Genomic DNA, 13384 nt, shown 5'->3' on the forward strand with positions numbered 1-13384 from the left:
AGCCATGACTAGCTTTGCCGCGATCCTTCTTGCCCTCATTGCGCTCGTGGTCGGCCTGGTGCTCGGCTGGATAGCCCGCGGCAACGTTGAGCGGGGCGCAGATGGGCAGGCGCGCCCGACGGATCCCCAAGCACTCGAAGCACAAGACCAGCCGGCACTCTCCCCTGCCCCAGCCCTAGAGTCTCATCTGGCGTCGCTGCAGGCCACGATGTCTGCGCTCAACGAGCACCTCAACCAGATGGAGCGCCGCCAAACCCAGGCCCATGCCGAGTTCAGCGGCCACCTCCACACCATGTTGCGTACCTCGGCACGGCTCTCGGATCACACCTCCAAACTCGTCACGGCATTACAAAACCCCACGGTGCGGGGCCGCTGGGGCGAGGTACAACTCGAACGGGTGGTGGAACTTGCCGGCATGGTGAAGCATGTGGACTTCGATACCCAAACCACCGTGAGCGCACAGGGCAGCCGCGTCCGACCAGATATGCTCATCCACCTCTCCGGTGGGCGGCACATCGTGGTGGATGCCAAGGCCCCTTATAGCGCGTATTTGGATGCGCTTGAAACCACCGATCCGGAAGAACACGCCGGCTATCTCCGGCGGCACGCGCATCTGCTGCGCAGCCACGTCACTGCCCTGTCCAGCAAGGACTACCAGTCAGCGTTTCAGCCCACTCCCGAATTCGTCGTGCTTTTTGTTCCCGCCGATCCTTTCCTCGACGCCGCCCTCGGCGCCGATCCGGAGCTGCTGGAATACGCCTTTTCCCGCGATATCGTGCTCGCCACCCCATCGACATTGATGGCGTTGCTGCGCACTGTGGCGCTGGGCTGGCAACACTATGAGGTCTCTGAGCAGGCCGCCGCCATCCAGCAGCTCGGCGATGAGCTCTACCGCCGCCTCGGCACAATGACCGAGCATTTCACCCGCATGGGCGCCAGCCTCGAGAAATCAGTAGACACCTATAACGCGGCCATGGCCTCCCTCGACTCGCGGGTATTGGTGAGCGCGAGGAAGCTAAAAGAAACATCCTCGGTTGGTGGCACTGCACGGCCGATCACTGCCCCCGCTGAGATCCGCACCTCCCCCGCCCGGCCGCGGCACGCAGCTCAGCCAGATTATCCTCATGCGCAGGGGATGCGCGCTCGGCACGAGGGGTTGACAGACTAGATCGCCGTATTCTGAGAAGCCTGAGAACACCGCCGCGGCGGCGTTCCTCGTGGATTAACACATGGTGAATAGGTAAGATATCGGTTCGTGCCAACCCAGCCACGACATAATCCCTCAGCTCACCGCCATTCGTCACCGCGCGGTGGTTTTTCGGGTTTGCCCACGTGGTCCTCCACCTCGATCCTGATCGCATCCCTTTTCACCGGGCTTGTGATCAGTCTCAATCAGCAGTCCTTGGGCGCCTTATACCTCATGGCCTTCGCCGTGGGTGCCCTTGCGACGGTGCTCTGGGTGGAACCCCGCGGCCTGACCCTCACCGTGGCGCAGATTCCTGTGATCTTCGGTATCGCCACCCCGTGTGCGGCGCTTTTGCTGGGCAAGTCCAATTCCGTCAACGGCGGCGATGGGCGATTATCCAAGACGGAGCTTTTGACTCTGATCTATCCGCTCGCGCAGTTCTTCCCCACTCTCATCGTGGTCACCCTCAGCGCTGCGGCGATCGCGGTGCTGCGCTATCTGCATCATCGCCGCACCAATGTGAAACTCGAGCGCAAGCTCAGCGCCCAGCGCAAACGGGCCAGCGATTCGGATCGCCGCAATCTCAGTACCACGGCCCGCGCCCGGGAGGCGGCCAACCGCTCCCGCCGCTATCGCGGCGAGTCGGGCAATTCCGAGGTCACCGTCGAAGACTTGTTGGAGCGCAACCGCGGGGATCGTAAGCGCTCGAAGAAGCGTGGCTTCCCGCGGGAGCACAAGCCGGCCAGCGAGCACTCTAGTCCCCTCGAACAGGGCGCGCCTCACCATCCCGAGGCACCGGCCCGCCCCGAGGCGCCGACCCGTGCCGGCGACTATGAGGAGATCCGCTCCCCGCGTATTCCTCGCCCGCACACGCCGAGCGCACCGCAACCGCCTGCTCCCACGCCCGGCGATCCCGCTGCGGCGGCACCCCGCGGTAGCGCCCAGCCGCACACCGGCCCCCGTCCGAAGGACACGCCCCGCCCTGGTGCCTCGAACGACGGCACATACCCGCGCCGTGCAGATGCACAGCAGCATCGCACGCCACGCATCCGACGGCCGGACCACGAGAACCGTTTCCGTCGCCTCAAACGCGATGAGCGCGGCCGGCTGAGCGGCCGCCTGGACTCTCGGGGGATGCGCGAGCCACGCGCCTCCCGCGACTTCAGCACGACCCGAGGCGGCGATATGCCCCCGCGCACCCACACGGAAGGCTATCGCTCAGAGCAGCGTGGCGCGCAGGACAAGCAGCGCAGCTATCGCGGCTCCCGCGCACCCCATAATCCGCGCCGCGAGCCCCGGCGCGAACCCTTCCCTGGGCGCCCCGACGATCCCGACTCCTACGGCTTTCGTACACCTCCCCGCCGCGGGTACTAAACGCCCACACAGAGCAGAAGCACAAAGAACAGCGCGGTCCCGACACCTCCGTCGGGGCCGCGCTGGCCGCTATCTCGTCGTGCGTTAGCGCTTCTTGGTGCGATCGCTGGGACGCAGCACCCGCGGCAGAGAAAAGACGATCTTCTCCTGCGCGGTGGTTACTTCCTCGGCATCCCCAAACCCGTATCCCTCGAGGTACTCCACCACCTCTTGAACCAGGATTTCCGGCACGGATGCACCGGAGGTAATGCCCACCGTGCTCACGCCCTCTAACCACGCGGGATCAATTTGGTTGGCGTAGTCCACCAGATAGGAGTTGGCGGCACCGGCATCGAGGGCGACCTCCACTAGGCGCTTGGAGTTAGAGGAGTTCTGTGAGCCCACCACGATGATCAGTTCCGCTTGTTCGGCCACCTTCTTCACCGCCACCTGGCGGTTCTGGGTGGCATAGCAAATGTCATCGCTCGGCGGGTTCTCGAGATTGTCGTAGACCTCATGGAGCTTGTCGACGATTTCCATGGTTTCATCTACCGACAAGGTGGTCTGCGATAACCAGATGAGTTTTTCCTCGTGCAGAAACTCGGGCAGGGCCTCGATTCCTTCGAGTCCATCCACAAGGTGCACCACATCCGGGGCTTCGCCCGCGGTGCCCTCCACCTCCTCGTGGCCTTCGTGGCCAATGAGGATGATGTGATAGCCGGACTTGGCGAAGCGCTTGACTTCGTTGTGCACCTTCGTCACCAGCGGGCAGGTGGCGTCGATGGTGTCGTGGTTGCGCTCCGCGGCGGCCGCGTGCACCGCCGGGGACACGCCGTGGGCGGAAAAAACGAGGTGGGCGTTGGGCGGAACCTCGTCGGTGTCGTCGACGAAGATCGCCCCCGCCTTAGCTAGGGTTTCGACCACGTATTTGTTGTGCACGATTTCTTTGCGCACGTACACCGGAGCGCCATATTTCTCCAGCGCACGCTCAACGGTTTCGACTGCCCGGTCCACGCCCGCGCAATAGCCGCGCGGCGAGGCCAGCAGAATTTTCTTCACGCCAGCGGCGTGGGGGTTCGTCGCAGTTGAGGTAGCAGGTGAACTCATGCGCTCAACAGTACTTGCCTTGCGTGCATGCACACCACACAGCCATGCCTAGCCCGCTAGACTGAATGTCTGTTCTTTTCCTCGCCGCATCATCGACGCTCAGGGCGCTGCCCATGCGGTGAATGTGTGGGGAGGCGACGTCGATAAGCGCATAGGCAAAGAAGACTATGAATCAACAAGCGGCAAGCTCGGCAGAGAGCCCCTGGTCCGTCAGTCTGTTGAACTCCAAGGTCAAGGGCTGGATTCAGCGGCTGGGGCACGTGTGGGTGGAAGGCGAGCTCGCACAAATTAGTACGAAGCCCAGTTGGAAGCTGTCCTATCTCACGCTGCGTGATGTGGAGAAAGAAACCTCGGTGCAGCTCACTGTGCCCACGCAGATGGTGCTCAACCATGAACCGCCGCTGACCACCGGCGACCGGGTGGTGTGTTATGCCCGCCCCGCGTTTTATGAGGGCCGCGGCTCCTTTTCCCTGTGGGTGACGGAGATCCGCCACGTCGGCATCGGCGAGCTGCTGGCGCGCATCGCCCAGCTGCGGGAGACGCTGCAGCGCGAGGGGCTTTTCGCCCCAGAACGCAAGCAGACGCTGCCCTTTTTACCCAACCGGATTGGGCTGATTACTGGCCGCGGCTCGGCCGCCGAACGCGATGTGTTGGCAGTGTCGAAAGACCGCTGGCCCGAGGTGGATTATCGGGTGATCAATACCGCCGTTCAGGGCTCGCGCGCGGTGCCGGAGATTATCGACGCGCTCCGCACCCTCGACGAGGACGAGAGCGTGGACGTGATCATCATTGCGCGTGGCGGCGGCTCGGTGGAGGATCTTCTGCCCTTTTCTGAGGAGTCGCTGCAGCGCGCCGTCGCCGCGGCCCGCACCCCTGTGGTCTCTGCGATCGGACACGAGCCAGACACCCCCATTCTGGACAATGTGGCCGATCTGCGCGCCGCAACCCCCACCGATGCCGCCAAGCGCGTGGTGCCCGATGTGGTTGCCGAGCGCCAGCTCTTGGCCGAGGCCAGTAGCCGTTTGGCCCAGGCGCTGCGGGGCTGGGTGGCCCGCCAGGAGGAGGCGCTGCAGGCGCTGCGCAGCCGTCCGGTGCTCGCCGATCCTTATCTGCCGATCACCCAGCGCGAGGAGCAGATCACACAGGCGCGCGAGCGGATTCGCCGCACCATAGAGCACAGTCTTTCTCGCGCCGAAACCCAGACCTCCAGCCTGCGCGCCCAGGTGACGGCGTTGGGACCGGCCGCCACTTTAGCCCGTGGCTATGCGGTGGTGCAGGCGCTGCCTCGGGATGGCTCTGATCCGGAGGTGGTCACCTCCATCGAGCAGGCTGGCCCAGCCACCAATATGCGCATCAGAGTGGCCGATGGTTCCATCGCCGCAGTGTCCATGCAGACCTTCCCCAAAGACTAAAAATTCCAAGGAGATTTCCATGTCCAACCCCAACACCTATGGCCACGGCACCCCAAATGATGACAGCTTCACTCCCATCGAGGAGTTGAACTACGAGGCCGCGCGCGACGAGCTCATTGAGATCGTGCGCATCCTGGAGCTCGGGCAGATGTCGCTCGACGAGTCACTGAAGTACTGGGAACGCGGCGAGGCCCTCGCCAAGCGCTGTGAACAGCAGCTGGCGGGGGCCCGCAAAAAAGTAGAGGATGCGCTCTCCGAGTAGCGCTCGCGCATTAAGGCTTATCGACGCTGACCTCAATCGGTGTTGCCGCCGCATAGGCTTCAGCGAGCGTGGCAAAATCCTCGGCATCGGCGCTACCGGCTAAGACTATGCGCACGTCTCCGAGATCCGCTCCCCAGAGGTCACGCCCGTGGCGATCCTCCTTGATATAGGTGGTGAAATCCATGCCGGCCACGCTCACGGGCTCGCCCTTGGTTTTTAGACCCGAGTCATTGGCTCGCAGCACATCCTCCAAAGGCTGATTGCTCTGCATCAGCTGAAGATAGGCGCCGCCTGTGGTCACCCATCCTTGAATCACCGCGGGCTGGCCATTGACGCTGCCGCGGCGCGCCGAATTAGTGATCCAGCCCTCGGGGTCAGCGGGCTGGCGCAGCTCAAAGTCCACGGCCCGCGCCTCCATGTGCAGCACGGTGGAGGCATCGACTTCCTGCACCGGGCCGTTTTCCGGGGCGCCGGTATTAAAGGTGCACAAACCGGTAAACGCCACCGACGCTGCCGCGATGCCCATGATCACCAGAAGGGTCATGCCGATATCTCGGCTGTCTTGGAACAATTTGGGTTTTTCGCTCGCCACGGGCTCAAGTATGGCAGAGACGTAGAGGCCACTCCCAATTGCTCCGGCCGACGAATGCCCGCTTGGGCATGACAGCCGCCACAGAGCCCCATTTCGGGTGCATAAATCGCCGCACGCGCTGCACAAGAGTGCAACAATAGACAGTGTGGGTTGTGCAGCTGGGTTCTCATTCCCACTCGGTGGTTATGCGCCACCGCCACCCACGCTCACCTAACCGGCTCTCACATGATGATGTGAGCGAAGCGCTACTTGCCTGCAGGAGGCTTTACACCTATGTCTAACCATTCTTTGGAGATCCCCGATCGGAACCTGGCGTTGGAGCTTGTTCGCGTGACTGAGGCGGCCGCGCTTGCCTCCGGCCGCTGGGTTGGTCGCGGCCAGAAGAAGAAGGGCGACGGCGCCGCTGTGGACGCCATGCGCAAGCTCATCAACTCCGTGCAGATGCGTGGTGTCGTGATCATCGGTGAGGGCGAAAAGGATGAAGCCCCCATGCTGTTCAACGGCGAAAAGGTGGGCACCGGTGAGGGCCCTGAGGTGGATATCGCCGTCGACCCGGTGGACGGCACCACCCTGATGGCCGAGGGCCGCCCGAACGCCATCGCTGTTCTCGCCGCCGCCGAGCGCGGCACCATGTACGATCCCTCCGCAGTGTTCTACATGCGCAAGATCGCCGTGGGCCCCGAGGCCGCCGGCACCATTGACATCGAGGCGCCGGTCAAGCACAACATCCACGCCGTAGCCAAGGCCAAGGGCATTGATCCCACCAACGTCACCGTGGTGGTGCTGGACCGCCCCCGCCACAACGATCTGATCCGGGATATCCGCGAGGCAGGCGCCAAGGTGCGCCTCATTCGCGACGGCGATGTGGCCGGCGCCGTGGCCGCCGCCCAGGACACCAACTCCGTGGACATCATGATGGGCACCGGCGGCACCCCCGAGGGCATCATCACCGCCTGCGCCATGAAGTGCATGGGCGGCGAGATCCAAGGCATCCTGGCCCCCACCGATGACGCCGAGGTACAAAAGGCCAAGGACGCCGGCTTGGAACTCGATACCGTGCTCACCACCGACGATCTGGTGTCCTCGGACAACTGCTTCTTCGTGGCCACCGGTGTGACCAACGGTGACATGCTGCGTGGCGTGAGCTACCGCCGCAACGGCGCCACCACCCGTTCGCTGGTGATGCGCTCGAAGTCCGGCACCATCCGCTTCATTGAATCCACCCACCAGCTTGCCAAGCTGCAGGAGTACTCCGTGGTGGACTACACCAAGCTGGACTAAGACTCACCCCACTGCTGCCCTCTACGGACGACTGGGGTAAACAGACACCACCCCTCTGGCGGGAAACTCGGATGATCATCCGGTACCGCCAGAGAGGTGGTGTTGTCTGGTGTGCGGGCTGCGCCGGCGCTACCGAGCGCTAGTCGGCTGCTGACTGGACACTACTCGGCGAACCAGCCAGTCACTGCGGGAGCAATGTTGTGATACACGTGCTTCTTTTCCTGGTACTCCTCCAAGCCGGTCGGCCCCAGCTCGCGGCCGATGCCGGACTGTTTCATCCCGCCCCACTCTGCCTGCGGCAGATACGGGTGGAAGTCATTGATCCAGATGGTGCCGTGGCGCATGCCGCGGGCTACCCGCTCGGCGCGACCGGCGTTGCTGGTCCACACCGCACCAGCCAAGCCATAGGTGGTGTCATTGGCAATGCGTACAGCCTCGTCTTCCGTGGTAAACGTCTCGATAGTGGCCACGGGTCCGAAACCCTCATCGTGTACGCAGTCCATGCTCTGATCGCAGCCGGTGATGATGGTGGGCAAGTAAAAATAGCCCGCGGCGAGATCGGTGGCACCAGTGCCATTGCCTGCGGAGGAATCCTCCGCGGTAGCGCGACGGCCACCGCAGGCGATAGTGGCGCCCTGTTCCTTGGCGCGGTCCACATAGGCGGAGACCTTGTTCAGATGCTCCTCCGAAATCAGCGCCCCAGTTTCGGCGGCCTCATCCCGCGGGCCACCGAGCTTGATGGCGCTGGCGCGCTGCACCAGCGCCTCGGTGAAGCGCTCGGCGATGGATTCCTCCACGATAATGCGGGCACCTGCGGAGCACACCTGACCGGAATGGACGAAGGCGCCATTGAGTGCGTTATCCACGGCGGCGTCGAAGTCCGCATCCGCGAAGATCACATTCGGGTTTTTACCCCCCAGCTCGAGAGCGATGTTCTTAATCGTCTCTGCGGCGTTGCGGGCGATGAGCTTGCCGGTCTGCAGCCCGCCGGTGAAGGAGACCATATCGACATCGGGGCTCTGGGATAGCGGGTTGCCGCAGGCCGCACCGGCGCCGGTGACCAGATTGGCCACCCCATCGGGAAGCCCGGCCTCCCGCAGCACTGCCATAAGCAGCATCGCGGTGTGCGGAGTGAGCTCGGCGGGCTTGAGCACGAAGCTATTGCCGGCTGCCAGCGCCGGGGCCACCTTCCACGCCACCTGCAGCAATGGGTAGTTCCAAGGAGTGATCAGGCCACAGACACCAATGGGCTCGACATCGACGCGCGAGCGCACATTCTCATTTCCTGGGTCCACTACCCGACCCGCATCATGCTGTGCCAAGGTGCCGAAGTACTCGAAGCTGGAGATGATGTCATCCATATCGGCCTCGGCCTCCACGACGCGCTTGCCAGTATCGGCAGCTTCGGCGCAGGCGAAGGTGTCCTTATTGTCACGGATAGCGGCAGCAACGCGCAGCAGCAGGGCGCCGCGCTCCACCGCGGGAACCTGACTCCACACCTGGGCGTCGAAGCTCTCGCGCGCAGCAGCGATAGCCCGCTCCGTATCCGCATCGGCGGCTTCCGAGACGTCTCCTACGACGCTGCCGTCTGCCGGGCAGCTGATCGTGCGGGTCTCGCCGGACGCTGCTGGCTGCCAGCGGCCGGCAATAAACAACGAGGCGGGTCCCTCAGCCCCGTGCACTCCCTCGAGGAGAGCGCAGGTGGTGGGGTCGAATACGGGCTCGGACGGGGTTGTGGCCACGTCGAACACACTCCTTTTTCATCGGGGAATATTTCAGAATGGTTTATGCCAACAGTCCACGCTACCTATCTTGTTCCGGTGGCGTAGGGACGCGGACTATCGGACACTGTGGTGCGCCTGCCCAGCGGGCAGGCTCGTGGCTAGTTCTCTTCCCACACACGGGCAGGGGCGGCCCCATCGGAGACGTCGGTATTGCCGCGGTTTCCTTCCTGCATGTGCAGGAACTCTAGGTGACGTTCGAAGAGATCGAGCACGCTATTAAGAAGCTGCTCTTCGCTATAGCCGTAGACGTCATAGCCCAAGGATCCCTGGAGGTCGTGCACCTCGAGCCGGTAGTAGCACTCGGAGTCCGCGGTGGCCTTGCCGGCATAGGAGGGAACCTCGCCCACCACTGGGTAGATCTGGAAGCGGAAGTCCTTCTCTTCGCCGAAGCTGACGGTGAGATCCAGCTGGCTGACCTCGGAATCGGGAACCTCGGAGTACAGCAGCAGGCTAGCGAAGCCGAGATGGCGGATTTCTTGTGTCACCTTCTCCATGGCCGGCTTCGCCACATCCACCATGTAGCTTTGTGCATCCTCGGCCGAGGGCCAGTTGATGGCCCGCTCGAGGCGGCCCTGCCAGCCGCCACGGCTGCGCAGGCGGCCCGACATCGCGGAGTGGATGGCCACCATGCGCGCCTCAGATTTATAGGCCTCGATGCGCAAGGACTTCCACAGGCTGTACATGATCAAATAGATCACCACGGTAAACGGCAGGCCCATCACGATGGTGGCTGATTGCACGGTCACCACTCCATCGATGGCCAACAGCACGAGGGTGAGCACACCGACAATGGCCGACCACACGATGCGCGACCAGCTGGGGCCGTCTTGGCGGCTATTTTCGATTTTCGAGGTGAAGTTCGACAACACCAATGCCCCCGAGTCCGCCGAGGTGATGTAGAGCAGCAGCCCCACAGCGGTCACCAGCACCACCAGGATCATGCCGGCGGGATAGGACTGGATGAGGTCATAGAACCCACGCTGGGGTTCCGCCATGGCCACGGCGCCAAACTCGTCGTCTCCACCGATGATGCGATCCAAGGCGGAGTTACCGAAGAAGCTCATCCACATCACGATGAAGAGGAACGGGATGGTGAGCGTACCGAACACAAATTGGCGGATAGTGCGGCCACGGGAGATGCGAGCAAGGAAGAGCCCCACAAAGGGCGCCCAAGCCACCCACCATGCCCAGAAGAAGAGAGTCCAGGAGGCTAACCAGTCGCGGGTAGCCTGCGGGGTTTCCGAGAAGGCGTAGGTATCAAGTGTCCAATCCACGAAGTTCGCGGCGTAGTCCCCCACGTTCATCACGAGCGAATCGAAGAGGAAGGCGGTGCGCCCCGTGAACACCACGAAAAACATGAGCACCAGCGCGATGACCACGTTCAATTCGCTGAGCCGCTTAATGCCGCGATCCACACCTGATACGGCGGAGACGGTGGCGACCGCCACGGCGATCGTGACCAAGATGATCTGCGCGGCGGGCCCTTCTTCGATGCCAAAGACCATCTTCAAGCCGTAGTTCAGCTGCACCACGCCGATGCCGAGGGAGGCCGCGATGCCGAATACCGTTCCGAGGGTGGCGGCAATGTCTACCGAGTCGCCGATGGGGCCATGTATGCGGCGCCCGATGAGCGGATAGAGCGCGCTGCGCAAGGCCAGCGGCATGTTCAAGCGATAGGCGAAATAGCCAAAGGCCATGCCCATAAGCGCATAGAGGGCCCAGCCACTAATGCCGTAGTGGAAGAGCGCGAACACCACCGCGTCCTCTGCGGCCTTGCGGGTTTCCGCATCCCCTACTGGCGGGTTGTAGTACATGGTCACCGGTTCGGCGACGGCGAAGAAGATGAGGTCCACGCCGATACCGGCGGCAAAGAGCATTGAGGACCAGGAGAAGAGACCAAATTGGGGGCGCGAGTGATCCGGACCGAGGCGCACCGTGCCGGTGCGGGCGAGTGCGATCACCAGAACAAACACCACCGCCGCGGTGGCGGTGAGAATATAGAACCAGCCGAGATTCACCGAGATCCAGGCGGTGATCGATCCCAGCGCGGACTCGGCGGACTCCGGCGCGAGAGCAGCCCACAGCACCATGGCGAATACGCCCAGCACAGAGATGGCGAAGACCGGCATGTTCACCTTTGGCTTCTGCGCGATGCCGTCGCTGGTGCTGCGCTCTTCTGCGGCTGCCACGCCAGACGAATCCTCGGCTTGGCGCTCGTCACTTCTTTCTTTTCTATTTGTTGATCTGGACTCTAGGCTCACGCTCTCACTTCCTTAAAAATATGTTTGTCCACACACGTACTTATGAAAGGGAGTTAAACATGAAAAAACCTTCCACGTGCTTTCGAGGGTGCATTAAACTTCCCCAGAAAACAACCGACTAAGCCCCCTTGTCGAGGTATTCCCCCGCCCCTCCTGCCTGCCGAATCGACACTCATTACTCCAGCGTAGGGCACTGTAGGACGCCGCTGACATGCTACGGAACACTGTGTGGTAGCCAGCGGGACACGAAAGTCATTAGCATTAGTTCGGTAGGTTGTGATCATTTGTCAGACTTCTGTCAAGAGGAGGATTGTTCATCTTGGGTTTTAGCGACAGCCTGAAGAACGGTGTGAAAAAGCGTCTCGGGCTCGCCGAGGACACTGTGGAATTCGTGCAGGAGAAGCGACGCGATGTGATTGTGGTGGGCGGTGGCTCCGCCGGTTCCGTGATTGCTGCCCGCCTCAGCGAGGACGCCGATACTGATGTGCTGGTACTCGAGGCCGGCCGCATGGATTCACTGTGGGATCTCTACGTGCATATGCCTGCCGCGTTTTCCTTCCCCATCGGGAACAAGCACTATGACTGGCAGTACGAGTCCGACCCCGAGCCGGAGATGAACAACCGCCGCATCTACCACGCCCGCGGCAAGGTGGTGGGTGGATCGAGCTCCATCAACGGCATGATTTTTCAGCGCGGCAACCCCATGGATTATGAAAAGTGGGCGGATTCTGAGGGGATGCAGGACTGGGATTATGCCCACTGCCTGCCCTATTTCAACCGCATGGAGACTGCCCTCGCGGCGGATGAGGATGATCCCCGCCGCGGCCACAATGGCCCGCTGAAGCTCACCCGGGGCCCCGCCCAGACCCCGCTGTTCCAAGCGTTTTTCCGCTCTGTGCAGGAAGCCGGCTACACGCTGACCAATGACGTCAACGGCTACCGCCAGGAGGGCTTCGCCCCCTTCGACCGCAATATTGTTGGCGGCACTCGTCAATCCGCGGCTCGCGCCTATCTGCACCCCGCACTCGACCGAGACAATCTCGAGCTGCGCACCCGCGCCTTCACCCGCCGTGTCCTATTCGAGGGCACCAAGGCCGTGGGCGTGGAATATGAGTGGAAGGGCCATACCCGCCGCGTGTACGCCGACAAGGTGATTCTGTGCGGCGGCGCCATCAACACTCCGCAGCTGCTGCAGCTCTCGGGTGTCGGCCCGGCGGAGCTGCTCCAGGAGCACGGCATCGACGTGGTGGCCCCGTTGCCTGGCGTGGGCGAGAATCTGCAGGATCACCTCGAGGTCTATGTGCAGTACAACGTGACCAAGCCGGTGTCGATCATGCCGGCTCTGAAGATGTGGAAGCGCCCCTTCATTGGGGCGCAGTGGCTGGTGTCCAAGAAGGGCCCGGTCTCCTCTTCCCACTTTGAGGCGGGTGGCTTCGCGCGCTCGAATGAGGGGGAAAAGTATCCCAACTTGATGTTCCACTTCCTTCCGGCGGCGATCCGCTACGACGGCACCACTTCCGGCGCCGCCCATGGCTTCCAGTTCCATGTGGGCCCGATGTATTCCGATGCCCGCGGCCACGTGCGCATCACCAGCGATGACCCGCACGCCAAGCCCAGCATGTTGTTCAACTACCTGAGTACGGACCAAGACAAGCGCGAGTGGGTAGAGGCGATCCGCGTGGCCCGCGAGCTCTTGGACACCGAGGCCATGCGCGAGTACACCGACGGCGAGATCTCCCCCGGCCCCTCCGTCCAAAGCGACGAGGAGATCCTGGAGTGGGTGCGCAACGACGGCGAGACCGCGCTTCACCCCTCTTGCACCGCGAAGCTGGGGCCCGCCTCCGATGAGATGGCGGTAGTCGATCCGGAGACCATGCAGGTCCACGGCACCGAGGGGCTGTATGTGGTGGATGCCTCGGTGATGCCCGGTATCACCAACGGCAATATCTACGCGCCGACCATCATGATTGCGGAGAAGGCCTCCGATCTCATCGCTGGCCGCGAGCCGTTGGCGCCCAATAACGCGCCCTTCTACCGGGCCGATGCGGACATGCCGCTCTACGCTGAGGGCGAGGTAGCGAAGGACCACACGGACACTCCCCGCGGCGGGATTTAATCGCCCCGAGATGGCGTCGATAAGTATCGT

The 13384-nt window shown here is 62.8% G+C and carries 10 protein-coding genes; 6 read left to right on the top strand and 4 right to left on the bottom strand.

Translation table 11 applies throughout. The annotated features are described in order from the left end of the window. The first annotated feature begins 4 nt into the window (after positions 1-4). Both GBB11_RS02055 and GBB11_RS02060 read left to right on the top strand, forming a co-directional pair. Complete coding sequence (locus GBB11_RS02055) at positions 5-1168, top strand: DNA recombination protein RmuC (protein ID WP_151582259.1); 1164 nt, start codon at positions 5-7, stop codon at positions 1166-1168. An 87-nt stretch (positions 1169-1255) separates the two neighbouring features. Then, a complete protein-coding gene (locus GBB11_RS02060) occupies positions 1256-2560 on the top strand; it encodes a DUF6542 domain-containing protein (RefSeq protein ID WP_369408534.1) in 1305 nt (434 codons plus the stop codon). Positions 2561-2644: 84 nt separating this feature from the next. On the opposite strand, the gene GBB11_RS02065 is transcribed toward GBB11_RS02060, so the two are convergent. Beyond that, on the bottom strand, positions 2645-3646 hold the full coding sequence (locus GBB11_RS02065) for a 4-hydroxy-3-methylbut-2-enyl diphosphate reductase (protein ID WP_151548841.1): 1002 nt from the start codon (positions 3644-3646) through the stop codon (positions 2645-2647). A 167-nt stretch (positions 3647-3813) separates the two neighbouring features. Here GBB11_RS02065 and xseA point away from each other — a divergent pair, with 167 nt between their 5' ends. Together xseA and GBB11_RS02075 are read left to right on the top strand one after the other, a co-directional pair. Beyond that, complete coding sequence (xseA, locus tag GBB11_RS02070) at positions 3814-5058, top strand: exodeoxyribonuclease VII large subunit (protein WP_151548842.1); 1245 nt, start codon at positions 3814-3816, stop codon at positions 5056-5058. A gap of 19 nt (positions 5059-5077) precedes the next feature. Continuing rightward, positions 5078-5320: an exodeoxyribonuclease VII small subunit gene (locus tag GBB11_RS02075; RefSeq protein ID WP_151548843.1), complete on the top strand. Its 243-nt coding sequence runs from the start codon at positions 5078-5080 to the stop codon at positions 5318-5320. Positions 5321-5330: 10 nt separating this feature from the next. Here GBB11_RS02075 and GBB11_RS02080 read toward each other — a convergent pair whose 3' ends face one another. Beyond that, the gene (locus tag GBB11_RS02080; protein WP_151548844.1) at positions 5331-5912 is read right to left on the bottom strand and encodes a DUF4245 domain-containing protein; all 582 of its coding nucleotides are present in this window, start codon (positions 5910-5912) and stop codon (positions 5331-5333) included. A 273-nt stretch (positions 5913-6185) separates the two neighbouring features. On the opposite strand from GBB11_RS02080, the gene glpX reads away from it, so the two are divergent. Continuing rightward, the gene (glpX, locus tag GBB11_RS02085; protein ID WP_151548845.1) at positions 6186-7193 is read left to right on the top strand and encodes a class II fructose-bisphosphatase; all 1008 of its coding nucleotides are present in this window, start codon (positions 6186-6188) and stop codon (positions 7191-7193) included. 161 nt (positions 7194-7354) lie between these two features. Here the strand turns inward: glpX and GBB11_RS02090 are convergent, their stop codons facing one another. Both GBB11_RS02090 and betT read right to left on the bottom strand, forming a co-directional pair. After that, the gene (locus tag GBB11_RS02090; RefSeq protein WP_192796285.1) at positions 7355-8944 is read right to left on the bottom strand and encodes an aldehyde dehydrogenase family protein; all 1590 of its coding nucleotides are present in this window, start codon (positions 8942-8944) and stop codon (positions 7355-7357) included. 131 nt (positions 8945-9075) lie between these two features. Further along, positions 9076-11166, bottom strand: coding sequence for a choline BCCT transporter BetT (betT, locus tag GBB11_RS02095; RefSeq protein ID WP_255441551.1), 2091 nt, complete (start codon positions 11164-11166; stop codon positions 9076-9078). A 421-nt stretch (positions 11167-11587) separates the two neighbouring features. On the opposite strand from betT, the gene betA reads away from it, so the two are divergent. Then, positions 11588-13354, top strand: coding sequence for a choline dehydrogenase (gene betA / locus GBB11_RS02100; protein WP_192795881.1), 1767 nt, complete (start codon positions 11588-11590; stop codon positions 13352-13354). The last annotated feature ends 30 nt before the right edge of the window (positions 13355-13384 follow it).

Origin of the sequence: Corynebacterium sp. 74A, from assembly GCF_008930665.1 — a bacterium.
Classification (GTDB): domain Bacteria; phylum Actinomycetota; class Actinomycetes; order Mycobacteriales; family Mycobacteriaceae; genus Corynebacterium; species Corynebacterium megadyptis.